A 23755-nucleotide genomic window follows, 5' to 3' on the forward strand; every position below is an offset into this window, starting at 1 on the left:
ACGTCATGCCCAAGGTCAGCGTGTCGACCGTGACGAAGGCAAACCCGGAGCAGATCTGGGCCGTGCTGGTGGACCCGAGCCGCACCCCCGAGTGGAACGCCATGCACCAGGGCTTCACCGGCGACGTGCCGGCCACCCTGACCGAGGGCGCTCAGTACAGGCAGAAGGTGAAGCTCATGGGCATGCCCGCGGACATGGCCTGGAAAGTGGTCACCGCGGACGGTAAGACCCTGGAGCAGGCCGGCGACGGCCCGATGGGTGTGAAGGCGAAGAACCGCTTCCAGCTGGAACCGGCCGAGGGCGGCACCCAGGTCACGTACGACATGGAGTTCCTCGGCCCGGCGCTCAACGGCCCGATGGCCGCCATGCTGGAGAAGCAGGCCGGCCCCGCCGCCAAACAGGCCCTCGACAAGCTGACAGGTCTAGTGGAGTAACAACCTCGTCGCCAGCTCCAGGTGATTGACGACGTCGTTCGCCGACGCGCGGCGGGTCACCCAGGCCACCAGGTTCGACAGCCACACGTCACCGATCACCCGGGCTTTGGCGCGGTCGTCCGCAGTCGGCTCGCCGTCGTGCATGGCCCGGGTGAACATGTCCTCCATGAGCCGCGCCACCGCGTTGACCTCGGCACTCGCGGACGGGTCGGCGAACATGAAGGCCCGGGTCATCGCCTCGGCGAGCATTGGGTCACGCTGCAGCGCGCCGGTCACCCGGGTGAGGACGTAGAGCGTGCGGTCATAGGGCGTGTCGCCCGGGATCGGCTTGCGGTTCAGCTTGTCCTGGATCGCCTCGAGCTCCAGCGCGAGCGCGGAGACCAGCAGATGGATCTTCGAGGGGAAGTAGCGATAGAGCGTGCCGAGAGCGACCTCGGCCTTTTCCGCCACCGTGCGCATCTGCACGGCGTCGTAACCGCCCTTCGACGCCAGCGCGAGCGTGGCCTCCAGGATCCGGCGGCGCCGATCACGCTGCGCGGCCGAACCCTGCTCGACATCAGTGGTACTCGTTCTCGCTGTCGCCATCGTGCCCCTTCCGCAGTGAATCAAGCCTAGCAACGGCGCGTTGCGTACCTGTGTCACCCATCGGTGGCGCACTCAAACTGAAACATGTTCTAATCCGAGTATGGATTTCCGCCCGGACGAGACGCAGAAGGCGATCAGCCGGCTCGCCGCCGAGGTGGTCGCCGGGTCGGACACTCCGGAGCGTCTCTGGAAAGACCTTGGCCAGGCCGGCCTGCTCACTCTCGGTGCACCGGAGGGCGACGGCGGCGCCGGGCTAGGTATCTTCGAGACCACCCTCGTGCTCACCGAGATCGGCCGCCACGCGGCCACCACCCCGGCCATCCAGATCCTTGGCGACTCGGTCACCCTCGTTCCCGACCATGGGGTACGCCTTGACGGCCCCTACCTCCACGAACAGCACCCTTTCGCGATAGCGGCGGCGTGTGCCCTGGCCGACGGAGCACTGGCCGGCGCCCTGGATCTGACCGCCGGGCACATCCGCACCCGGCACCAGTTCGGCAAGCCGCTCGCCACGTTCCAGGCCGTCGCCCAGCAGATCGCCGACGTCTACATCGCCAGCCGCACCCTGCACCTGGCAGTGCTCACCGCATGCTGGCGGCTCGGCACCGGCCGGCCCGCCGGTGAGGACCTCGCGGTCGCCGCGCAGTGGCTCACCGCCGAGGCGCCGCCGGCCATCCGCACCTGTCATCACCTGCACGGCGGTCTCGGCCTGATGATCGATTACCCGCTGCACCGGCACACCACGATGATCCGCGACATGGTCCGGTTCCTCGGTGGCGCCGAGCAGACGCTGACGACGTTGGGGGAGCACTGTGTTCCTCGATCTCACTGATTCCCAGCGGGAACTACGTGAGGAGCTTCGTGCGTACATGGGCAGGCTCTTGACCGTGGCGCAACGCGCCGATCTCGCCCGGGAACGGCATGGACGCGCGCATCGGGAGCTGGTGGCGCGCCTGGGCCGCGACGGGTGGCTCGGGCTGGGCTTCCCGGCGGAGTACGGCGGGCGGGGGCTCGGGCCGGCCGAGCAGCAGATCTTCGTGAACGAGGCGGCGCGCGCTGATGTGCCGCTGCCCGCCGTCACGTTGCAGACCGTCGCGCCGACCCTGCTGGCGCACGGCACCCAGGCGCAGCGTGACCGATTTCTGCCACCGATTCTCGCCGGGGAGCTGCACTTCTCGATCGGCTACACAGAGCCTGAGTCCGGGACTGATCTGGCCTCGCTGAGCACCCGGGCGGTTCGCGACGGCGCGTACTATGCCGTCGACGGGACGAAGACGTTCACCACCGGCGCGCACGACGCGGATTTTCTTTGGCTGGCGTGCCGCACCGATCCGGACGCGCCCCGGCATCGTGGGCTGTCGATCCTGATCGTCGACACGTCCGATCCTGGTTATTCGTGGACACCGCTGATCACCTATGACGGTGCTCATCACGTGAACACTGTGCATTTGAGTGATGTGCGGGTGCCCGCCGAGATGCTTGTCGGTGCGGAGAACGACGGGTGGCGGCTGATCACCGCGCAGCTCAATCATGAACGCGTGATGCTCGGTCCGGCCGGGCGATTGGGTGCGCTTTTCGATTCGGTACGCGATTGGGCGTACCGAAGCGGGAGCGTGACCCACCCGGAGGTCCGCCGCGCGCTGAGCGCGAGTTTCGCGGCGCTGCGTGTGAATGAGTTGCTGAATGGGCAGATCGCCGGCGGCGAGCCGAATCCGGCCGACGCTTCCGCCACCAAGGTTTTCGCCTCGGAACGGCTGTTGCGGATCGGCAACGAGCTGGCCGAGGTCGTCGCCCGGTTCGGCGGTGATCCGGAACTGCTGGAGTGGCTGGACCTGCAGAACAAGCGGAACCTCGTGCTGACGTTCGGCGGCGGCGTGAACGAGGTGCAACGGGAGATCATCGCTGGTGCGGGTCTTGGCCTGCCGCGAGTGCCGAGGTGAGTTCTGTGCAGGATGTGATCGCGCGATTGCTGGCGGCGGGGGATTCGGAATCGCGGATCGGACGGGATCCGGTCAATTTGCCGATGATCCGGAATTGGCTGGAGGCAATGGGTGATCGCCATCCGGGTTATCAGGCGGTCGCGCCGCCCGCGATGATTCAGGTCTGGACGATGCGCGGTCTTTCTCCGAGGGCTGCCGATCCGTTGCAGGAGATGTCGGCCGTGCTGGACGAGGCGGGTTTCCCCAATGTCGTCGCCACCGATTCCGAGCAGGTTTATCACCGTTATCTGCGGGTTGGTGAAGAGGTTTCGGTGCGGAGCCGGTTGGAGTCGGTGACTGGTCCTAAACGGACATCGCTGGGGGAGGGGTGGTTCGTCACGACGGTCAGCACGTGGTTCTGTGGCGACGAGCCGGTGGCGACGATGACGTTCCGGATCCTGAAATATCGCCCTGGCTCGCCCGGCGCCGTCTCTCCTGCGCCGCTCGGCACCGTCTCTCCTGCGCCGCTCGCGCCGGTGATCACGCTGGACACCGCGTTCTTCTGGGACGGCATCGCCGCTGGTGAGCTGCGAATTCAGCGTTGCGGGGAGTGCGGGGCGCTGCGGCACCCGCCCGGACCGGCCTGTCCGCGATGCGGTGCGGCGAAACAGGAGCACACGGTGGCCTCCGGTCTCGGCACGATTCACAGCTTCGTGGTGCACCACCATCCGCCGATTCCGGGGCGGCGGACGCCGTTCGTGATCGGGCTGATCGACCTGGCCGAGGGGGTCCGGATGGTCGGCGAGGTGCGCGGGCCACGGCCGGTGAGTATCGGTGATCCGGTTCGGGTGTTCTTCGACGGCGGGCTGCCCGTCTGGCGCCCCGATCTGCCGATCTTGGATTCTTGGACGGTCGATGTCACCCCCACGATGATCATCAGCACCGCGCTGGCGACCAGGGATTTCCAGGACGTGCATCATGATCGCGACGCCGCGGCCCGGCGGGGTAATCCAGATATTTTCGTCAATATCCTGACGACGACTGGGCTTGTTCAGCGGTACGTCACCGATCATCTGCCGGATGCTGCCGTGCGAGGCATCTCGATCCGGCTCGGCACACCCTGTTACGCCGGCGACACGCTCACCTTCACCGGCACCGTGCTCTCCGAGCGTGAGATCGCCGTCGTCGGCCGGACCGCCCGTGGCGTTCACGTCACCGGCACGGTCACGGTGGCGTCATGATCAGCGGCACCTGCGCGATCGCCGGGATCGGCGCCACCGAGTTCTCCAAGGACTCCGGCCGCAGCGAGTTGCGTCTCGCCGTCGAGGCAGTGCGTGCCGCGCTCGACGACGCCGGCCTGCGGCCGTCCGACGTCTCCGGCCTGGTCACGTTCGGCATGGACAACAACCCCGAGATCGCCGTCGCGCGCGAGCTGGGGATGGGCGAGTTGCGCTTCCTGAGCCGGATCGGGTACGGGGGCGGAGCCGCCTGTGCGGTAGTCCAGCAAGCAGTCCTCGCGGTCACGGCCGGCCTGGCCGACGTCGTGGTCTGCTACCGCGCTCTCAACGAACGGTCCGGCCGCCGGTTCGGCCGGGCGATCGCCTCCCCGGACCCGGACTCCGGCTGGCACCACCCGATGGGGCTGGCCACCCCGGCCGCGATGGTCGCGATGGTGGCCCAGCGGTACCTGCACGACTACGGCGCCGCCCCCGACGACTTCGGCCGGGTTGCCGTGGCGATGCGCCGGCACGCGTCCACAAACCCGTACGCCTGGTTCCACGGCCGGCCGATCACGCTCGACGAGCACCGGGCGTCCCGGTGGATCTCCGAACCGCTGCGGCTGCTGGACTGCTGCCAGGAGAGCGACGGCGCGGTGGCCCTGGTGGTGACCTCGGTTTCCCGGGCGCGTGATCTTCCGCAACGTCCCGCCGTGATCAGCGCGGCGGCGCAGGGGAGTGGCCCGGACCAGTTCGTGATGACCAGCTACTACCGGCCTCAGGTGGCGGCACTGCCGGAGATGGGAGTGGTGGCGGCACAGCTCTGGCAGCAATCCGGTTACGTGGCGTCCGATACCCGCACAGCCATTCTGTACGACCACTTCACTCCGTACGTATTGATGCAGTTGGAAGAACTTGGGTTCTGTGGCCGTGGCGAGGCGCGGCATTTTGTCGCGGACAGCGGGATCGAGCTCGGCGGCCGGCTCCCGGTGAACCCGCACGGCGGCCAGCTCGGCGAGGCCTACATCCACGGCATGAACGGCATCACCGAAGCCGTCCGGCAGGTACGCGGCACCGCGGTCAACCAGGTGCCCGGCGACGGCCCGGTGCTGGTCACGGCCGGTACCGGAGTGCCCACCAGCGGCCTGGTGCTCGCCTAAAACGAGTGGTCGAGGGATCTTGCGTGAGCTAGGTTCGCGCGCATGCGACCACTCGACGAGAAGGTGATCAGAGATTCCTTCATCAACTGCAGCAAGGGTGAAGCCAGCCGGATCAAGCTACCGGCCGGTTTCACCTCCGTACCCTGGGCTGACCTGGACTTTCTCAGCTGGACCGACCCGGGCGCACCGCAGCGGGCCCTCCTGGTGATCCCGGGCGCTGACCGTCTTTCCGGGCTCGTGCTCCGGCGGCCGGAATCGGTCAAGGCGTCCGCGATGCGCGCCAGCATGTGCCAGGTCTGCCTGACCGAGCACGGCGCCGGCGGGGTGGTGCTCTTCGTGGCGCCGCTGGCCGGCCCGTCCGGTAGGCGCGGCAACACGGTGGGCATCTACATCTGCGCCGACCTGGGCTGCTCGCTGTACCTGCGCGGCAAGCGCCAGCCGAAGATGCGCCTGGTACGCCGTGAGGAGACGCTCACCCTCGACGAACGCATCGACCGGGCGACGAAGAACCTGGCCGCGTTCACCGACCGGGTGGCGGCAGGCTGATGTCGATCCTGGCGGAGGTAGACCGTACAAGACTCGGCCCCGCTCAAGCGGGGCCAAACAGCTTCCCCTGATAATCACCGCTGCTGCCCGACCGAACGCCTTCCCCAAACCGCCTTCACCCACCCCATGCCCGCGCCGGCGTCTGTGCCCGCGCCGGCGTCTGTGCCCGCGCTTTGGTCTCGTTTCGCGCCGCAACTCGATACAGCTGGGGTCGGCACCTGCCTGCGTGTCGAGTTCGGGTGCCAGCCGGCGGGCGGAAGGCGATGCGGGCTGACCTTGTGAGCTTTTGCCGCGACCACAACCTCACAAGATCTGCGAACAACGCCAGCTCCGAACAACGCCAGCTCTGTGCAACGCCAGCTCTGTGCAACGCCAGCTCTGTGCAAACGCCAGCTCTGTGCAACGCCAGCTCTGTGCAACGCCAGTTCCGTGCAACGACCCGCCGCGGCCCAACCCCCGCGGATTGCCGGGCTTAGCTTGGCGCGGCTGCCAGCTCCCTCGCTATCGCGATCAACTGGTCCTCCTGGCCGCCCACCAACCGGCGCTCGCCAGCGCGTACCAAGATCTCCGCCCCCGACACCCCGTAACGCTCGGCCAGCGAATACGCATGCAACAAGAAGCTCGAATAAACCCCGGCGTACCCCATGATCAAAGCCATCCGGTCCAACCGGCATTCATCCGGCATCACCGGCCTGACCACTTCTTCCGCGGCGTCCACGATGGCGAAGAAATCCACGCCCGTCTCGATCCCGAGTTTGTCGCAGACCCCCACGAAAGCCTCGACCGGCGTGTTTCCCGCGCCCGCCCCGAAGCGCCTCGTGGACCCGTCGATCTGTTGAGCGCCGGCGCGGACCGCCAGGATCGAGTTTGCCACGCCGAGCCCGAGGTTCTCGTGGCCGTGGAAACCGACCTGGGCGTCGTTCCCCACCGCGGAGACCAGCGCCGACACCCGATCGCTGACCTGGTCGAGCACCAGCGCCCCCGCCGAGTCGACCACGTAGACGCACTGACAGCCGGCATCCGCCATTATCCGGGCCTGACGCGCCAGCACGGAAGGCGTGACGGAGTGGGACATCATCAGGAACCCGACCGTCTCCAGCCCCAGGTCCCGGGCCAGCCCGAAGTGCTGCACCGAGATGTCGGCCTCGGTGCAGTGGGTGGCGATCCGGCAGACCGTCGCGCCGTTCCCGGCGGCGGCCCGGATGTCGTCGATGACGCCGACGCCGGGAAGCATCAGAAACGCGATCTTCGCTCGTGAAGCCGCTGCCACCGCGACCTTGATCAGCTCCTGCTCGGGCGTGTGGCTCAGTCCGTAGGTGAACGACGACCCGCCCAGCCCGTCGCCGTGTGTCACCTCGATGACCGGGATCCCGGCGGCGTCCAGGGCGGACACGACGTCGCGTACCTCGCCGGTGGTGAACTGGTGCCGTTTGGCGTGCGAGCCGTCCCGCAGCGTCGAGTCGGTGATCCTGATCGAGGTCGTCATCGCGCCAGCTCCTCGGCCACCCGGACGGCGGCAGCGGTCATGATGTCCAGGTTCCCAGCATAATTCGGCAAATAGTCGCCAGAACCGGATATTTCGACGAACACCCCGACCCGCAACACCGATCCGACCACATCGAACTGCGGCTCGTCCAGCAATCGATATCCCGGCACATATCGGGCGACGTCCGAGGCCATCTCCACAATCGACTTCACCACGACCGCCCGATCCACCGACGGCGGAACAGCACAGAAAATCGTATCCCGCATCACCAGCGGAGGCTCAGCCGGATTCAAGACAATTATCGCTTTACCCCGTTCCGCGCCACCGATCGTTTCCAGTCCCCGGCTGGTTGTCCGGGTGAATTCGTCGATGTTCGCCCGGGTACCAGGGCCCGCCGATTTCGAAGCGACCGTCGCGACGATCTCCGCATAGGAAACCGGCGCCACCCGCGAAACAGCGAACACTATCGGAATGGTCGCCTGACCGCCACAGGTGATCAAATTCAGATTCAGTGCATCCCGATGGTCACCGAGATTCACCGACGGCACCACGGCCGGGCCCACCGCTGCGGGAGTAAGATCAATCGCCCTGATGCCGGCGGCGGCGTACAGCGAAGAATTCGCCCGATGCACGGTCGCCGAAGTCGCCTCGAACACGATGTCCGGCAGCGGATCAAGCGAGGTAATCCATTCGGCCCCGCCGGAACTCGTCGCCAGCCCGGCGTCGGCCGCCCGCGCAAGCCCCGGACTCGACGGATCGATCCCGGCCATCCACCGAGGCGCGATCACCGGTGAACGCAGAAGCTTGTACATCAGGTCGGTCCCGATATTTCCCGACCCGACGATAGCCGCTGTCTTCATGGTTCCCCCACAAACGCCAGCCGCACCGATCCGAGCCCACTGAACTCCGCCCGGAACGAGTCCCCGGGCCGCACATCCACCGCCCGCGCGCAGGCCCCCGGCATGATCAGATGCCCGGCCCGCAGCCGGACCCCGAATCCCGCGACGGTCCGGGCCAGCCACGCGACAGCGATCACCGGATCACCAAGAACGGCGTCGGACCGGCCCTCCGCCACCGGTTCGTCACCGCGATAAAGAACCGCGACGATGCCGCGAGAATCAAGAGACGGTACGCGCGAAGCCCCCACCACAAACCCGGCAGACGAAGCATTGTCAGCGATCGTGTCCCCAAGCCCGATCCGCCAGTCTTCGATCCGGCTGTCGATCAACTCGATGGACGGCGCGAAGGCCTCGGTGGCGTCAAGAACATCCTGTTCGGTGCAGTCCCGGCCGGGCAGATCCGCCCCGAGCAGAAACGCCACCTCGATCTCGACGCGCGGATAGCAATACCGGCGAGCGTCCACAGGCGAATCCTCGTGGAGCCGCATGCCTTCCAGGAGATGACCGTAATCGGGCTCGTCGACACCCATCATCTCCTGCATGGCCGCCGACGACAGGCCCACTTTGTGCCCGACAACCCGATCCGGCCGCCGGCTGACATTCAACAGCTGAATCCGGTAAGCGTCAGCCGCCGTCAGCCCGGGCCAGTCCCGGGTGATCGGCGGAATGGGCACCCGATCTCGCTCAGCTGTCCACAATCGGTCAGCGATCACCCGGCATTCATCATCAGTGAGCATTTGCACCCCCCAGGAGCAAAGCAGCAGCCGCCCGGTACAGCGTCGAGTCACAGATCCGCCGCCGTAGCGATCCACCAGCAACGCGTGCCGGGCTGCGCGCACCCGATGGCGCCCCGGAGCTTGATAACTATAACCTGTTCTAGTGAGAGAATTCGATGTCGTCGTGGTTGGTAGCGGCGCGGCCGGGATGACCGCGGCGCTCACCGCGGCCCGGCGCGGACTGACCACGATCGTGGTGGAGAAGGCGCCGCTCTTCGGCGGTTCGACGGCTCGTTCCGGCGGCGGCCTGTGGCTGCCCGGCAACGAGGTGTTGAGAGACCACAGCGGTGACGCAGCCGTTTATCTCGCGCACGTCGCCGGGCCGGACGTCCCGGTCGCCCGGCAGAAAGCGTTCCTCACGCACGGCCCCGACATGCTGGCGCTGGTCCGCGCGCACACGCCGCTCGATTTCACCTGGGTGCCGGGTTACCCGGACTATCACCCGGAAGCGCCGGGTGGCCTGGCGCGTGGGCGTACCGTCGAACCTCGCCCGCTGGATGCCCGCATCGCCGGACCGGATCTGAAAGATCTCGCACCGCCCTACCTCGCGGCGCCGAACGGGATGGCCGTGACCGCTGTTGATTACCGTTGGCTCTCGCTGGGCCTGCGGCATCCCCGCGCGGTCGCCACCGCGATCCGGCTCGCCGCTGTGACCGCCGCTGACCGATTCCGGCGCCGCCGCAAGCTCACCATGGGTCAGGCGCTCGCCGCCGGCCTGCGGGCCGGCTTGCGCGCCGCCGGCGTCGAGGTCCTTCTTGGTACGCCGATGAGCGACCTGATCGTCGACAGCAACCGGGTGATCGGGGTCCGCTGCGGCGAGGAGGAACTGCTCGCCCGGCGCGGGGTGCTTCTGGCGAGCGGCGGTTTCGATCACAACGAGCGGATGCGCCGCCAGTTCCAGAACATCGGCACCGAGTGGACGGTCGGCGCCACGGGCAACACCGGCGACGGCATCGAAGCGGGCCGGCGACTCGGCGCCGCGCTCGACCTGATGGACGAGGCCTGGTGGGGGCCGTCCATCCCACTGCCCAGCGGGCCGTACTTCTGCCTGGCCGAACGCAACCTGCCCGGCAGCCTCGTGGTCGACCGTTCTGGGAGCCGTTACCTCAACGAGTCAGCACCGTACGTCGAGGCCGTCCACACCATGCTCGGCCCGCCCGCACACCTGCCGTCGTGGCTGGTCACCGACCAGAGCTACCGCGATCGATACGTTTTCGCCGGCCGCGCCCCGCGTACCCAGTTGCCCCGCCGCTGGTTCGACGCCGGCATCGCGTACCGCGCGGACACCCTGGAAGACCTGGCTGTTGCGATCGGCGTCCCGCCCGAGGCGCTACGTTCCACCGTGGAGCGTTTCAACGATTTCGCCCGCGACGGCCACGACGGCGACTTCGGCCGCGGCGAGTCCGCCTACGACCGTTACTACGGCGATCCCCGCCAGCGCCCGAACCCGTGTCTCGGTGCCCTTTCCAAGGCCCCCTTCTACGCGTTCTCCCTGGTCCCCGGCGACCTCGGCACAAAAGGTGGCCTCCGCACCGACGAACGCGCCCGGGTCCTGCACTCCACCGGCGCGCTGATCCCCGGCCTCTACGCGGCCGGCAACACCTCGGCAACGGTGATGGGCCGCGGCTACGCGGGCGCCGGAGCAACACTGGGCCCGGCCATGACATTCGGATACATAGCCGCGCTGGACATGGCCGGGTCGTGAAGCCAGCCCGGGCGCCGAGACATACATTTCGATCCCGTCATTACTGTGCGGTTTCGGTAAGCGAATTCTCGGGGCAGGTTCGTGGATTTTCAAACATTTCTTGATCTGAAGATCGGGCGCTTGTTGTCGTTGATGCCGGGTTGGTTGCGGACGATGGAGGTATGGCGCAGCTCTCCTTTTTTCCGACGAGGCATCTCCGGGATCGGACGCTGCGCCGTAATTATTCGGCCGCGGCCGAGGAGTTCCGGCGGGAGCACGAGCGGCATCGTTCGTGGGGCTTGACGCAACGACATGCCCGGCGCCTCCGTCAACTGCACGCCCGCGACACCGCCGACACCGCCGACAGCGCCGAGACCGGCGACACCCGCGACACCGGCGACACCCGCGACAACTGTCTGCCCGCACCACCAGCCGAAACCGATCCGAGCGACAGCACCGCAGCCACTCCACCAGGAAAAACTTTCAGCGCGTGCACCCAGACGCCCACCATGGCCGCAACAGCCGAAGCCCTGGGACATGAAGAACCGAAGCAGGCAGCCCGAGACCGCCGATCCGCCGCGATCACCACAGCCGATCCGGCACCCGCCGATCCGGCATCCGCCGGGCTCTCCGATTCAATCCGGTCACCCGCTTTACACAAACCCGAATGCGGCCCCGGGGACCGCAGACCCGGGCGCGTCCTTCGCATCGCGATCGATAGGCAGAATCAAAGCCACCCGAAACAGCGCGGCCCTCCCTATGCGAATGCGAAGGCAACGCCAACATCCGCGCCGATTCGTTCAGAAGTAGGTGATCGAGACCGTTGGGGTTCGGGGGATTGCCTGGCAGGCCAGGATGTAGTTCTCGGCGAAGTCCTCCTCATCGAGGATCTCGTTGTGGAGCAGGTCCACCTCGCCGCCGGTCAGGCGGACCGCGCAGGCGCCGCACTGGCCTTGGCGGCAGGAGAACGGCGGGTTCAGGCCGGCGTCGATCAGCACGTCGAGCAGGCGGCTGCCGGCCGGCCAGGGGAGGGTGTGGGTCTGGCCGTCGATGGCGACCTCGATCGACGAGTCGATGTCGCCGACCGGCTCGATCTCGAAGCGTTCGATCCTGATGCGCGCGGCGGGGACGCCGGCCAGCTGCAACGCCTTCTCCGCGACCGCGACAAACGGTTCCGGGCCACAGACGAACGCTGCGCGATCACGGTACGGAATGAGCAACGGCGCAAGCCCGTCCGCGGTGGGCAGCCCTTGCGTGCGATCGAGCCAATGCGTCACCGGGAGAAGCCGGTCCAGCTCGTCCCGGAAGATGATCGAGTCGGCGTCGCGGTTCGCGTACAGAAGAAAGGCCTGGCCGCGGAGGGCCTTGATGATTCCCATGATCGGGGTGATGCCGGAGCCGCCGGCGAGCAGCAGCAGGTCGTCGTCGAGCGTCGACGGGGTGAACGTGCCGGCCGGCGCCGAGCACTCGATCCGATCGCCGGGCCGCACGTGATCACAGATCCAGTTCGAGACCGCGCCGCCGCGCACTCGTTTGACAGTGATTTTCGGCAGCGAGGACGCAAAGGGTGAGCTGGACAGCGAATAACACCGTGCACCAACCGGTGTCCGCACTGTCAGATATTGCCCCGGCTGATAGGAGAACGACGCGTCAAGAACCAGCGAGCACGCCTCCGCAGTCTCTATGATCACCGAAACAACCGAAATATCCGAAAAATCGGGCAACTAGCTCACCTCCAATCGCCCCTCGCGCACCGCCCGATCAATGCTCGCCCTAAGATCGGGGCAGGTCGGAACCAGCGCTGGAGGCCGCCCGCCGGCAGCATCGAGAAGCCGGGAACACCCACCCGCCGGCCACTGCACGCTCGTCTGCATGGCACTGCGTTTGCCGGCCAGAACCGACGCCCCGCACCGGTCACAGCCGATTTTCTTCAAGCCGCCGGTCAGATAGGAATCCCGTTCCGGAGATGACTTCATGAGGCCTGCGCGGCCTGATTGGCGGCGACCTCGGCCTCCCAGGTCTCCACCGCCCGGGTGGTGTCCACCTCGAACTCGTACCGCGCCGTCATGTCGTCGGTGACATCAGCGACGTCCACATAGAACTGTTCGTACCACCGCCGCAGCTGGTAAACCGGCCCGTCCTCGGCGCAGAGCAGCGGATTGTCGATGCGTGACTTGTTCTGCCAGATCTGCACGTCCTGCAGGAATCCGACGCCGACCCCTTCGGCGAACTTGGCGGCGGCCCGGGAGGCCTGCTCGGTGGTGAGCCCTGGCAGCCGCTTCACGATCACGCCCCATTGCAGGACGAACGAGGTCGGCGAGACCGGATAGTGGCAGTTGATCAGAACCGACTCGACCTCGATGCCGTGCCAGGTGTTGTAGAGGTAATCGATCATGTAGGACGGCCCGTAGTAGGCCGCCTCGGACCGCAGCGTGGTGTCCCCGGACTGGCTGGCCGTGATCGGCACGTCCGGGCGTGGCCGGGTGTTCAGGAACTGGGCCGCCACGTGGCCCTCCAGAACGTTCTTGAAGAACGTCGGGAAAGCGAAGTGGATGTAGAAGAAGTGCGCCATGTCGACCACGTTGTCGATGACCTCCCGGCAGTTCGCCCCGTCGATGCGCACCGAGTCCCAGGTCCACGAACTCCACTCGTCGGAGAAAGCACCGTCGATCCGGGGTATCGCCACCTCCGGCGGCGGTGAACCACCCTGTGGATCGTTCCAGACGAAGAGCTGCCGGTTCTCCTCACAGGTGATCCAGGATCGGGTACGCGCGCGCAGCGGCACGCGATGTGCGTACGGAACAGCCTCGCAACGACCGTCGCCGCGCCACCGCCAGTCATGGAAGGGGCAGGCGATGGTGTCGCCCTTGATCGTCCCCATGGTGAGATCGCCGCCCATGTGCCGGCAGTAACCGTCGAGCACGTGCAGCTCACCGCTGGAATCGGCGAAGACCACGAGCTTCGTGCCGAACGCCTGGATCGGGTGCGGCTGCCCGTCGCGGAACGAGTCCGCCAGCCCGAGGCAGTGCCAGCCGCGGGCGAACCTGGCCGGAGCGGTTCCTGTGTCGATAAGGCGAGGTTGCATGGCATCGACCTCCGGAGGATCTGGTCGGTCATGTAGAACGTGTTCTACTATAGGCGCCACGCCGAGAGAGAGCCAAACACCGAGCCGAAGACCTGGGAGGCATCTCATGGAAGCGGTACTTGACGCGGTCCGGGAACTGTTACCGGTTCTTCGCGAGCGAGCCCAGGACACCGAGGACCGTCGAGCCCTCGATCCAGAAATGGTGAAGTCGCTCGCCGAGACCGGCTTCTTCCGTCTCCTGCAACCGTCCCGTTTCGACGGCTTCGAAGCGCATCCCCTCACGTTCCTGACCGGCGTACGCGAGATCGCCTCGGCGTGCGGCTCCACCGGCTGGGTCGCCTCGGTGGTCGGCGTGCACAACTGGCAGCTCGGCCTCTTCCCGGACCGTGCCCAGCAGGACGTCTGGGCACCGGACCCGAGCACCCGGCTGTCGTCGTCCTACGCACCCACCGGCAAGATCACCGCGGTCGACGGTGGTTACCGGGTGACCGGCCGCTGGAGCTTCTCGTCCGGTTGTGATCACGCCACCTGGGTGCTGCTCGGCGGCATCGTCCCGTCCGGCGACGACGGCACACCGGCTGATTTCCGCACGTTCCTGCTGCCGATCAGCGATTACCGGATCGAGGACGTCTGGAACACCGTCGGCCTGCGCGGCACCGGCAGCAACGACATCGTTGTCGACAACGCGTTCGTGCCCGGATATCGATCGTTGAGCTTCAACGACACGTCCCGCCTGCGCTGCCCCGGCCAGGAGCAGAACCCGGGCCCGCTCTACCGGATCCCCTACGCGTCGATCTTCTCCTACGCGATCACCACACCGCTGATCGGGATGGCCACCGGCGCGTACCGGGCGCATGTCGACTACACCCGCGAGCGTGTCCGGGCCGCCTATGCCGGGGTCCGCGCCGCTGAGGATCCGCATTCCCAGGTCCGGGTCGCGGAGGCGGCGAGCGATGTCGATGCCGCCTGGCTGGCCCTGCGGGCCAATATGACCGAGCTGATGGATCTGGTCACCGCGGGCGAGAAACTTCCGATCTCGTTGCGCTTGCGCATCCGGCGCGACCAGGTACGCGGAACCGAACTCTCCATCCGGGCCGTCGACCGCCTCTTCGAGAACTCCGGCGGCCGGGCGCTCGCTGTCGGCACCCCGATCCAGCGGTTCTGGCGCGACGCGCACGCCGGCCGGGTCCATGCCATCAACGACCCGGAGCGCGCACTGTCCATGTTCGGTCGCGGCGAGTTCGGCCTGCCGCTCAACGACGCAATGGTGTGATCTGATGCTGGCTTTCTCCCGCGAGGGCGCGGGCTCACCGGTGGTCCTTCTCCACGGAGGCGGCCCCGGCGCGTCCGCCAAGAGCAATTTCGAGCGTACGATCCCCGCGCTGGCCCCGCATTTCGACGTGCTCGCCGTCGACCAGCCGGGATACGGCGGCTCGCTCGGTGACCCGATCACCGGGCAGTACTTCACGGTCGCCGCAGACCGCCTCGCCGACCTGCTGGACAAGCTCGGCATCGACCGGGTCGACCTGATCGGCAACTCGCTGGGCGGTGGCACAGCCGTACGATTCGCCCTCGATTTTCCGGAGCGCGCCCGTCGCCTGCTGCTGATGGGCCCCGGCGGTCTGAGCCTCAACGTGTTCTCCGCCGATCCGACCGAGGGCGTGAAACGCCTGGGCGCTTTCGGTCGTGACCCGAGCCGGGAGAAGCTCGCGGCATTCCTGCGCACGTTGGTCTTCGACCCGTCGCTGATCACGTCCGCGCTGATCGACGAGCGCTTCGAGGCGGCCTCCGCGCCGGCCGCGCTGCGGGCCATGGGCGAGATGGGCGCGTCCTTCGCCCGTTTCCCCGAGGAAGGTCTGCTCTGGCGGGACGCCCATCGGATACAGCACGAGACGCTTCTTGTCTGGGGCCGGGAGGACCGGGTCAACCCGCTCGACGGCGCGCTCGTCGCGCTGAAACTGCTGCGTAACGCCCGGCTGCACGTCTTCGGCGGCTGCGGGCACTGGGCACACCTGGAGAAATTCGACGAGTTCAACCGCCTGGCCATCGACTTCCTCACCAAGGAGGACTCGTGAGTCTCATCCGTTCTCTCGGCTACCTGCGGGTCGAGTCGACCGACGTGCCCGCCTGGCAGGAGTTCGGCACCAAGGTGCTGGGGATGGCGCTGGGCCGAGGGCCGGCTCCCGATTCTGTCTATCTGCGCATGGACGAGTTACCGGCCCGCATCGTGGTGACTCCCGGTTCCAAGGACCGTCTGGTGGCCACCGGATGGGAGCTGGCGGATTTTTCGGCATTGGCTCGTCTGCGTGACGCCCTGGAATCCGCCGGGGTAGCCGTCAAACCGGTCGACGACCTTGCCGACCGCCGGGTGGCCGAAGCGATCACCGTCGACGACCCGTCCGGGAACAGGCTGGAGTTCTTCTGCGGCGCGGCCCTGGACACCCGGCCGTTCGCGTCGCCGTACGGCACCACGTTCGTCACCGGCGAGCAGGGCATGGGCCACGCCGTGCTGCCGGCCACCGACGACGCGGCCTCGTTGCGCTTCTACACCGAACTCCTCGGCTTCCGGCTGCGCGACTCGATGCGGCTGCATCCTGAGATGATCGGACTGCCGCCGTCCGGCAAGCCGCTCTGGATGCGCTTCCTCGGCTGCGGCCCGCGCCACCACAGCATCGCCTTCGCACCGATTCCGGCACCGACCGGCTTGATCCACCTGATGACGGAGACCGCGTCGATCGACGACGTGGGCCGCGCCATCGATCGCTGCGGCCGCCACAAAGCCCCGATGATCTCGACCCTGGGCCGGCATGCCAACGACGAGATGATCTCGTTCTACGTGCGTACGCCGAGCGGTTTCGACATCGAGTACGGATATGGCGGCCTGACCGTCGACGACCCGGCCTGGGTGGCCCGCGAGACGACCTCGCACAGTGTCTGGGGCCATCGCTTCTTCGGCGGCGGCGAGCATTGACCCTCTCGGTGTCCATCGATCCCCGTCGTTTCCGCCGCGTGTTCGGGCACTTCTGCACCGGCGTCACGGTGATGACCACGGCCGACCACGAGGGCCCGGCAGGTTTCGCCTGCCAGGCCTTCGCCCCGCTGTCGCTGGACCCACCCCTGGTCCTGTTCTGCGTACGCTCCGCCTCCCGGACGGGCCGCCGGATCCGGGCCGCCGGCTTTTTCGCGGTGAACGTCCTGGCCGACGACCAGCGCGACCTCTCCCGCCTCTTCGGCAGCCCGGGAGGCGACCACTTCACCGAGGGCGCCTGGTCACCGGCCCCGTCCGGCGCGCCAATCCTGACGGGCGCCCTGACCTGGGCCGATTGCCAGATCGAAGCGGTCCACCCGGGCGGCGACCACGTCATAGTGGTGGGCCGGGTGACAGCCTTGGGGGAGTGCCGCGACACCCCTCCGCTGGTCTTCCATCGGGGCCGCTACACAGCGACGGTGGCGGTCTCCCCCCACGAAACCCCCGAGGTGGTCGACACCCTCCTCTCCTGGCCCCGCCACAACGACTGGATCTGACCCAACCCGCCCAGCCGCTCGGCCAGCCGGCCGAAAATGGCTGGCCGTCCGTCCGACGGGCAATGTCGTTTTATGTCCCACACCCATTGTGGGTGTGGCTACACCCACAATGGGTGTGCCACGTGAAAAGCACATAGGTCCCGGAGTGGCTAACGGCGCCGGTGCCGATGCCGCAGCACGCAGGCCCGTCCCCAGCTGATCAGGCCGAGGACGATCAGAAGCTTGAAGTACACGTATCCGTCCCACGGCGCCCCCGGCACATCCGGTGGGATCGCCGCGGCAGGGTGAAGCAGTTCCGAGACCACCGCCGCCGTCGGCAGTGCCAGCAGCACGCCCCCGGCCCAGGCGGACTTGTTCCACGGCCGGAGGCCGACGTGCCCGGCGGTGAACATCAGCGCCGCCGACCCGCCGAGCAGCAGCCCGGCGACGCCGCCGGCCAGCGCCAGCTCCCGTACCGGGGCCGGCTCGGGATGCTGGAACACGATTCCCTCGCCGCCGTACCGGGTGTCGTGGAAGACGGCCATCTCCACACCGTGCCGGCGGGCAGTCACGAACTCCACCGTCTGACCGTCGCTGATCCGTTCGACACCGGAGTTCGGCAGGATCCGCCAGCCGGTCCGCGCCAGCGTTTCGCGAACCGCCGCGACGTCCGGCACCGGAACGCTCACCAGCACCGACCCACCGTCGTACTCGTCATCGCTGATCAGCCGGGTCACCCAGGCAGGCATCTGGTCGCCGAAGGTCACGTCCCACCGTTCGATCTCACCGATCACCGCCCCCGGCAGCACCTCACCGACGATCTCCGTCGCCTGCTGGTCACTGGGCAGCGGACCGGCGTTCCGCCATCCCACCCACGCACCGGCCGAGGCCAGCGCACCCGCGCACACCACCGCCACCCAGGCCACCGCACCCCAGCGAGCCACCCGGCGCCACATCCGGTGGCCGACATGTCGCACATCCGCAGCAGAAGCCAGCATGCGCGCACCCTAGATCAATTACGAAGATTGAGATCAGGCCAAGAGGGCTTCGGCCACCCGGTTCAGGTGCTGCTGGGGTGAGCCGAACAGCTGGGCCGCATCCCACGCCCGCCGCAGGTAAAGGTGTGCGTCGTGTTCCCAGGTGATGGCTATTCCGCCGTGTACCTGGACCATCTCGGCGGCAACCTCGCGGAACGTCTCGGAGCACCACACCTTCGCTACAGCGGCCAGATGGCTGGCTTCCGGTGCGCTCGCCACCAGGGCTTCGGCGGCAGTCCAGCACGCGGATCGCGCGGCTTCGGTGCGGACGTGGCTCTCGGCCATCCGGTGCTGCAGGACCTGGAACGCTCCGATCGGCCGGCCGAACTGGACCCGGGTCTTGGCGTATTCGACGGTCAGCTCCAGCGCGCGCGAGGCGGCGCCGACCTGTTCGGCGGCGAGCGCCACACAAGCGACGTCCCGGAGCCGGTCAGCGGACACCGGTCCAAGACGCACGGCCACCGAGCCGGACAAAGCCGAGCCGGACAAAGCCGAGCCGGACAAAGCCGAGCCGGACAAGACCGCGCTGCGTTGCCGCGTCAGGTCCAGCGCCGGCAAGCCCCGCCGGGACTCGGGGTCGACTTGAAACAGCGACCCCTCGGACACCGCGACCAGATCGGTGAAGCCGTCGATCACCGTGCCGTCCCAGCTCACACCGACGATTCGTTCGCCGGAACAGACCTCCGGGAGCAGCCGGGCGCACACATTCGTATTGCCGGAGTCCAGCAACGCCTGAGTGCCCAGCAACCCGCCGAGCATCGGCGCCGGCGTCAGCGTCCGGCCCAGTTCCTCCAGCACGACGAGCGCTTCGAGCAGAGTCGCGCCGGAACCGCCCCACTGCTCCGGAATCGTCAGGCCGGCCACCCCGATCTCGGTGCAGAGCCGCTGCCACAGCCCGGTGCCATGACCGGACCGTGCCGAGGCCCCGGCCAGCATCTTGCGTACCGCCGACCGCAACGCGTCATGTTCCTCGCTCATTGTCCCCTCGCCAGTTCGGTCATCACGCGGGCCCGGTGTTGTCCGGGCGTACCCCAGCTCAGAGCCAGCACCCGCGCCTTTGTCAGCCATCGTTCGAGCCCGTGCTCCCGCGTGTACCCGATGGCCCCGTGAACCTGCAACGCCGCCCGAGCCGCCCGCTGCGCAGCCTCCGAACAGGCCACCTTCGCCGCTGACACATCCCGCCGCGCATTCCCATCGCCGTCCAGGGCGGCTGCGGCGGCGTACACGAGCGGCCGCGCGAACTCCAGCCCCACCGCCACATCCGCCAGCCGATGCTGCACAGCCTGGAACCGCCCGATCGGCCCGCCGAACTGCTGCCGGGTCCGCGCGTACCGAACCGAAGCCTCCAGCAGCGCCCGCCCCAGCCCCAGCAGCTGCGCCGCACAGACGAGCGCCCCGAGATTCAGCGCGCGCTCGACGACGGGGACGAGCGCCGGGCCTTCGGCCACGACGCTGCCGGGTGAGACCTCAGCGATCCGGCGCGTGCTGTCCATCGATGGGTACGCGTAACCGCCCCGCCCCATCCGAACCACGTCTCTGTCCGCACCAAGCACCAGACCAGCCGAGTCCCCATCAACGGCGAACGGCAGCCACGGCGGCGCGACAAGGCTGGCGACGATCCGGCCGGCGGCGAGTTCCGGCAGCCACTTCGCGGCGAACTGCTCGTCGCCGCACCCGGCGAGCAGCACCGGAACGGCGGCAATCGACTCGGCGACCGGCCCGGCGACGGCGTGATGCCCCAGTTCCTCAGCCGCCACCACCAGATCAGCAGCCGAGGCCCCGGCCCCACCGAACCGCTCCGGCACGGCAAGCCCGGTCACCCCGGTGGAGGCAAGCACACCCCAGCCCGGCGACGGCCCTCCTGCCGACGGCCCCCAAACCCCGGCGAGCGCGTCGTGCAGCGCCCCCGCGAACGCGGCCTGTTCCACCGACGGTGCGAGTCTCATCGCGTACCCATGTCCCGGGGAAGAGCAAGCACCCGCTGAGCGAGGATGTCGCGCTGGATCTCGTTGGTCCCGGCGTAGATCGAGCCCGCCAGGGCGAAGAGATATCCGGCCGTCCAGGCCGGATCGATCTCGGCGCCCGCACCGAGCACGTCAAGCGCTGTCTCGTGCAGCGCGATGTCCGTTTCCGACCAGAAGAGCTTCGTCGCGCTGGGCGGGATGGGCCGATCAAGCGAGAGATAGGCGCTCATCCGATAGGCCCGCGCCGCGATCCACGAGTCGGCAACCCGATCCCGCAGCGCACCGCCGGAGAAGTCCGAAGAATCGGTGGCGGACCACCACAAGGCCACCAACCGGTCGGCCGCCACGGTGAAGCGACCCGGACCACGCAGCGTGAGCCCTCGTTCGTGACCAGCAGTGCTCATCGCCACCCGCCAGCCGTCACCGGGCTCACCGATCACGTCCGAGTCCGGCACGAACACGTCGTCCAGGAAGATCTCGGCGAACCCGTGCGACCCGTCCAGCTGCTGGATCGGACGAACCGTCACACCCGGCGCCCGCAGGTCGAACATGAGATAGGTGAGCCCACGATGCCGCTCGGAGTCCGGCGAGCTACGGAACAGCCCGAACGCCCGGTCTGCGATCACCGCCCGTGAGCTCCACGTCTTCTGCCCGCTGAGCAGCCAGCCACCGTCGGCAGGAACGGCCCGCGACCGGATCGAGGCGAGATCACTGCCGGCGTCCGGTTCGGACCAGGCCTGCGCCCAGACCGTGCCGGCCCGGGCCATCGACGGCAGAATCCGCGCGCACTGTTCCGCGGTGCCGTGCGCGAGCAGGGTCGGCGCCAGCAGGAACAGGCCATTCTGTCCGATCCTGATCGGCGCGCCCGCTGCGTGGTACTCCTCATCAAAAAGCAGGGTGTGCAGTGGCGGAGCATCCCGGCCACCCAGCGAGGAAGGCCACGCCACCACCGCGAGCCCGGCGTCGAAAAGCTGCCGCTCCCAGGCGCGATGCGCGGCGTCACCGTCCGGTGTGTCCACACCGGGCAGTGGCTCGGACGGTACGTGCGCGGCCAGCCAGTCACGGGCCTCAGCGACGAACGCCGCCGCGGCCGGATCCAGATCGAGGTTCACCGGGCGGCCTTTTTCATGGCGGCCGCGTCCATCCCACCCAGGGAGTCCGCGCTGGTCTCGGCGTTGTGCGCGTGCGCGACATGATGCAGGCCGAAGACCGAGTCCATGCCGGCGCGCAGACCCATCTGGTCCTCGCAGAGATTGACGGCCCGTTTCGCCAGGGCCAGCCCGAACGGCGGCATCGTGGCGATCCGCCCGGCCAGCGCGAACGTCTCGTCCGCAAGGCGTTCCCGGGGCACGACCCGGTTGACCATGCCCACCTCGTAGGCGCGCTGTGCGGAGAACCGATCACCGGTGAAGAGCATTTCGCGGGCGAACCGCGGCCCGGCCACCCACGGATGCGCGAAGTACTCCACGCCGGGAATGCCCATCCGCAGCACCGGATCGGCGAAGAACGCGTCGTCGGCCGCCACGATCAGGTCGCAGACCCAGGCCAGCATCAGCCCGCCCGCCACGCAGGCGCCCTGCACCATCGCGATCGACGGTTTCGGGATCTCCCGCCAGCGGCGGCACATGCCCAGGTAGACCTCCAGCTCCCGGGCCATCCGCCGATCCGCGCCGGCTTTGTCGGTGTGGTCCCACCACTGCGCGGCCCGCCGGGTGAAGGACTCGTCGGCGTCGCGTTCCGGCGTGCCGATGTCGTGCCCGGCGGAGAAGTGGTCACCCGCGCCGGCCAGCACGATCACGGCGACGCCCGGGTCGTCGACGGCCCGGGTGAACGCGTCGTCGAGCGCATAGGTCATCGCCGAGTTCTGTGCGTTGCGGTACCGAGGCCGGTTCAAAGTGATCAGCGCGGCCCGGTCCCGCACCTCGTAGAGCACTGTCATCGCTCACTCCGCAACAGAAACTTGAGCACCTTGCCGGAGGCGTTGTGCGGCAACGACTCCCGCACATCCACCCGCCGCGGCACCTTGAATCCCGCGAGCCGCGCCCGGCAGAAACTGATCACTTCCCCAGGATCAAGATCAACCCCATTCCTGGGTACGACGAAAGCCCGCCCCACCTCACCGAGCCGCTCGTCGGCCACTCCCACGACGGCGGCCTCAGCGACCCCCGGCATCGAGGCGAGTGCCCGCTCGACCTCGGCCGGATAGACGTTGAACCCGCCACAGATGTACATGTCCTTGAGTCGATCGGTGATCGTCAGATAACCGCGCCCGTCCAGCCGCCCGACGTCCCCGGTGTGCAGCCACCCCTCAGCGTCGATCGCGGCGGCGGTCGCCTGCGGGTCGTCGAGATAACCAAGCATCACGTTGGGTCCCCGCAACAGAACCTCCCCGTCGTTGCCGGCGAGCCGCACCTCCATCCCGGCGGCGGCGCGGCCGCAGGTGGTGGCCACGGTCTCGTCGTCGTCACCGGGCCGGCACATCGTCGCGACGACGGCCTCGGTCAGCCCATAGGCCGTGAGCACCGTCCCGATGCCCAGCTCGGTGCGGATCCGAGCCACCAGCGCCGGCGGCACGGTGGCGGCGCCGGTCACGGCGAGCCGAAGCGACGACAGGTCCTGCTTCTCCCGCTCCGGGTGGTCGAGCAGCCCGATGTAGAGCGTCGGCGCGCCGGGCAACACCGTGATCCCCTCGGCGGCGATCAGCTCACCGGCCCGCCCCACGTCGAAGACCACCTGCGGGACGATCGTGGCCCCGGTCAGCAGGCAGGCCAGAATCCCCGCCTTGAGCCCGAAACTGTGGAAGAACGGGTTGATCGCCAGGTAGTTGTCCTCCGGTCGAAGCCCAGCTGTCGCACTCCACGAAGCCGCGACAGCCAGCGCCTGCCGGTGTGCGCTCATGGCACCTTTGCTGCGGCCCGTCGTGCCGGAGGTGAAGAGGATGTCACTGAGGTCGTCCGCGCGTACCCCCGCCGCTCGTGACTCCGCAAGCGCGACCGGCGCGGAAAGGCCGCGTCGCAGAAAGCTCGCCCACCCCTCATCGGCAAGGGTGACCGTCAGCGCGAGGTCGGCGGCGCTCAGCTCCGCCGAACGGTCCCTGCCCAGGAAAGAACCGGAAACGATCAGTGCCTTCGCGCCGCTGCGGGTGAGCACGTCGGCGGCCTCGACCGCTGTGTAGCGCGTGTTGATCGGCACCAGCGCGGCTCCCGCGCAGCTCGCGCCCAGCGCCGCGAAAACCCAGTGCGCCGTGTTCGGCGCCCAGATCGCCACCCGGTCGCCCGGCGAGATCCCGGACGCGATGAAGGCCCGGGCCGCCGCGAAGACCTCGTCCCGCAGCTCGGCGAACGTCCACCGGCCGGCAGCCGGATCCACCAGCGCCGGCGCCGGACCGAACTCGCGCGCCGCGCGGATCACCGCCGCCGGGATGGTCTGCTCCACCCAGGCCTCCCGAGGATTTACCAA

Annotated in this window: 24 protein-coding genes and 1 pseudogene; 12 read left to right on the forward strand and 13 right to left on the reverse strand. The window is 68.2% G+C overall.

What is annotated here, in order from left to right; all coding sequences use genetic code 11:
- Positions 1–5: 5 nt before the first annotated feature.
- Positions 6–434: a type II toxin-antitoxin system Rv0910 family toxin gene (locus ACQP2E_RS10020; protein WP_433830126.1), complete on the forward strand. Its 429-nt coding sequence runs from the start codon at positions 6–8 to the stop codon at positions 432–434.
- Here the strand turns inward: ACQP2E_RS10020 and kstR are convergent.
- Positions 423–1019 carry a cholesterol catabolism transcriptional regulator KstR gene (kstR, locus tag ACQP2E_RS10025; RefSeq protein ID WP_433830128.1) on the reverse strand — a complete coding sequence of 199 codons (597 nt, stop codon included), beginning with the start codon at positions 1017–1019 and terminating at the stop codon, positions 423–425. The genes ACQP2E_RS10020 and kstR overlap by 12 nt on opposite strands.
- A 100-nt stretch (positions 1020–1119) precedes the next feature.
- Between kstR and ACQP2E_RS10030 the strand changes: the two genes are divergently transcribed.
- The 6 genes and pseudogenes from ACQP2E_RS10030 (at position 1120) to ACQP2E_RS10055 (ending at position 5861) form a co-directional block, all read left to right on the forward strand.
- Positions 1120–1851, forward strand: coding sequence for an acyl-CoA dehydrogenase family protein (locus tag ACQP2E_RS10030; RefSeq protein WP_433830130.1), 732 nt, complete (start codon positions 1120–1122; stop codon positions 1849–1851).
- Positions 1832–2959: an acyl-CoA dehydrogenase family protein gene (locus ACQP2E_RS10035; protein ID WP_433830132.1), complete on the forward strand. Its 1128-nt coding sequence runs from the start codon at positions 1832–1834 to the stop codon at positions 2957–2959. Before ACQP2E_RS10030 ends, ACQP2E_RS10035 begins: the two co-directional genes overlap by 20 nt.
- Positions 2956–3819: pseudogene (locus ACQP2E_RS10040) on the forward strand (bifunctional MaoC family dehydratase N-terminal/OB-fold nucleic acid binding domain-containing protein); the annotation flags it as partial. The gene ACQP2E_RS10035 and the pseudogene ACQP2E_RS10040, both read left to right, overlap by 4 nt.
- A 48-nt stretch (positions 3820–3867) precedes the next feature.
- Positions 3868–4179: a MaoC/PaaZ C-terminal domain-containing protein gene (locus ACQP2E_RS10045; protein WP_433833872.1), complete on the forward strand. Its 312-nt coding sequence runs from the start codon at positions 3868–3870 to the stop codon at positions 4177–4179.
- Positions 4176–5315, forward strand: a complete 1140-nt coding sequence (locus ACQP2E_RS10050) for a lipid-transfer protein (protein ID WP_433830134.1) — start codon at positions 4176–4178, stop codon at positions 5313–5315. Before ACQP2E_RS10045 ends, ACQP2E_RS10050 begins: the two co-directional genes overlap by 4 nt.
- 42 nt (positions 5316–5357) lie before the next feature.
- The gene (locus ACQP2E_RS10055; protein ID WP_433830136.1) at positions 5358–5861 is read left to right on the forward strand and encodes an FBP domain-containing protein; all 504 of its coding nucleotides are present in this window, start codon (positions 5358–5360) and stop codon (positions 5859–5861) included.
- A gap of 472 nt (positions 5862–6333) precedes the next feature.
- Here the strand turns inward: ACQP2E_RS10055 and dmpG are convergent, their stop codons facing one another.
- The 3 genes from dmpG to ACQP2E_RS10070 are packed head-to-tail and all read right to left on the reverse strand — an operon-like array spanning position 6334 to position 9085.
- Positions 6334–7347: a 4-hydroxy-2-oxovalerate aldolase gene (gene dmpG / locus ACQP2E_RS10060; protein WP_433830138.1), complete on the reverse strand. Its 1014-nt coding sequence runs from the start codon at positions 7345–7347 to the stop codon at positions 6334–6336.
- Positions 7344–8207: an acetaldehyde dehydrogenase (acetylating) gene (locus ACQP2E_RS10065; protein WP_433830140.1), complete on the reverse strand. Its 864-nt coding sequence runs from the start codon at positions 8205–8207 to the stop codon at positions 7344–7346. Before ACQP2E_RS10065 ends, dmpG begins: the two co-directional genes overlap by 4 nt.
- Positions 8204–9085: a 2-keto-4-pentenoate hydratase gene (locus ACQP2E_RS10070; protein ID WP_433830142.1), complete on the reverse strand. Its 882-nt coding sequence runs from the start codon at positions 9083–9085 to the stop codon at positions 8204–8206. Before ACQP2E_RS10070 ends, ACQP2E_RS10065 begins: the two co-directional genes overlap by 4 nt.
- Before the next feature lie 85 nt (positions 9086–9170).
- Here ACQP2E_RS10070 and kstD point away from each other — a divergent pair, with 85 nt between their 5' ends.
- On the forward strand, positions 9171–10727 hold the full coding sequence (gene kstD, locus ACQP2E_RS10075; protein WP_433833874.1) for a 3-oxosteroid 1-dehydrogenase: 1557 nt from the start codon (positions 9171–9173) through the stop codon (positions 10725–10727).
- Positions 10728–10816: 89 nt separating this feature from the next.
- On the opposite strand, the gene ACQP2E_RS10080 is transcribed toward kstD, so the two are convergent.
- The 3 genes from ACQP2E_RS10080 to ACQP2E_RS10090 form a co-directional block, all read right to left on the reverse strand.
- The gene (locus ACQP2E_RS10080) at positions 10817–11245 is read right to left on the reverse strand and encodes a hypothetical protein (RefSeq protein ID WP_433830144.1); all 429 of its coding nucleotides are present in this window, start codon (positions 11243–11245) and stop codon (positions 10817–10819) included.
- Positions 11246–11506: 261 nt separating this feature from the next.
- Complete coding sequence (locus ACQP2E_RS10085; protein ID WP_433830146.1) at positions 11507–12430, reverse strand: flavin reductase family protein; 924 nt, start codon at positions 12428–12430, stop codon at positions 11507–11509.
- 248 nt (positions 12431–12678) lie between these two features.
- The gene (locus tag ACQP2E_RS10090) at positions 12679–13791 is read right to left on the reverse strand and encodes a Rieske 2Fe-2S domain-containing protein (RefSeq protein ID WP_433830148.1); all 1113 of its coding nucleotides are present in this window, start codon (positions 13789–13791) and stop codon (positions 12679–12681) included.
- 106 nt (positions 13792–13897) lie between these two features.
- Between ACQP2E_RS10090 and hsaA the strand changes: the two genes are divergently transcribed.
- The 4 genes from hsaA to hsaB are packed head-to-tail and all read left to right on the forward strand — an operon-like array spanning position 13898 to position 17316.
- A complete protein-coding gene (gene hsaA, locus ACQP2E_RS10095; protein ID WP_433830150.1) occupies positions 13898–15064 on the forward strand; it encodes a 3-hydroxy-9,10-secoandrosta-1,3,5(10)-triene-9,17-dione monooxygenase oxygenase subunit in 1167 nt (388 codons plus the stop codon).
- Between the two features lie 4 nt (positions 15065–15068).
- Positions 15069–15866 carry a 4,5:9,10-diseco-3-hydroxy-5,9,17-trioxoandrosta-1(10),2-diene-4-oate hydrolase gene (gene hsaD, locus ACQP2E_RS10100; RefSeq protein ID WP_433830152.1) on the forward strand — a complete coding sequence of 266 codons (798 nt, stop codon included), beginning with the start codon at positions 15069–15071 and terminating at the stop codon, positions 15864–15866.
- Complete coding sequence (gene hsaC, locus ACQP2E_RS10105) at positions 15863–16762, forward strand: iron-dependent extradiol dioxygenase HsaC (RefSeq protein ID WP_433830155.1); 900 nt, start codon at positions 15863–15865, stop codon at positions 16760–16762. The genes hsaD and hsaC overlap by 4 nt, the downstream gene beginning before the upstream one ends.
- Entirely contained in the window at positions 16759–17316 is a 558-nt protein-coding gene (gene hsaB, locus ACQP2E_RS10110; RefSeq protein WP_433830157.1) for a 3-hydroxy-9,10-secoandrosta-1,3,5(10)-triene-9,17-dione monooxygenase reductase subunit, read from the forward strand. Before hsaC ends, hsaB begins: the two co-directional genes overlap by 4 nt.
- A gap of 149 nt (positions 17317–17465) precedes the next feature.
- On the opposite strand, the gene ACQP2E_RS10115 is transcribed toward hsaB, so the two are convergent.
- The 6 genes from ACQP2E_RS10115 to ACQP2E_RS10140 are packed head-to-tail and all read right to left on the reverse strand — an operon-like array spanning position 17466 to position 23731.
- Positions 17466–18293, reverse strand: a complete 828-nt coding sequence (locus tag ACQP2E_RS10115; RefSeq protein WP_433830159.1) for a hypothetical protein — start codon at positions 18291–18293, stop codon at positions 17466–17468.
- Between the two features lie 33 nt (positions 18294–18326).
- The gene (locus ACQP2E_RS10120; RefSeq protein WP_433830161.1) at positions 18327–19310 is read right to left on the reverse strand and encodes an acyl-CoA dehydrogenase family protein; all 984 of its coding nucleotides are present in this window, start codon (positions 19308–19310) and stop codon (positions 18327–18329) included.
- A complete protein-coding gene (locus ACQP2E_RS10125; protein ID WP_433830163.1) occupies positions 19307–20278 on the reverse strand; it encodes an acyl-CoA dehydrogenase family protein in 972 nt (323 codons plus the stop codon). Before ACQP2E_RS10125 ends, ACQP2E_RS10120 begins: the two co-directional genes overlap by 4 nt.
- The gene (locus ACQP2E_RS10130; RefSeq protein ID WP_433830165.1) at positions 20275–21408 is read right to left on the reverse strand and encodes an acyl-CoA dehydrogenase family protein; all 1134 of its coding nucleotides are present in this window, start codon (positions 21406–21408) and stop codon (positions 20275–20277) included. Before ACQP2E_RS10130 ends, ACQP2E_RS10125 begins: the two co-directional genes overlap by 4 nt.
- On the reverse strand, positions 21405–22235 hold the full coding sequence (locus ACQP2E_RS10135) for an enoyl-CoA hydratase (protein ID WP_433830167.1): 831 nt from the start codon (positions 22233–22235) through the stop codon (positions 21405–21407). Before ACQP2E_RS10135 ends, ACQP2E_RS10130 begins: the two co-directional genes overlap by 4 nt.
- On the reverse strand, positions 22232–23731 hold the full coding sequence (locus ACQP2E_RS10140) for a FadD3 family acyl-CoA ligase (RefSeq protein WP_433830169.1): 1500 nt from the start codon (positions 23729–23731) through the stop codon (positions 22232–22234). Before ACQP2E_RS10140 ends, ACQP2E_RS10135 begins: the two co-directional genes overlap by 4 nt.
- Between the last annotated feature and the right edge of the window lie 24 nt (positions 23732–23755).

It is taken from the genome of Actinoplanes sp. CA-015351, from assembly GCF_050955685.1.
Taxonomy (GTDB): Bacteria; Actinomycetota; Actinomycetes; order Mycobacteriales; family Micromonosporaceae; genus Actinoplanes.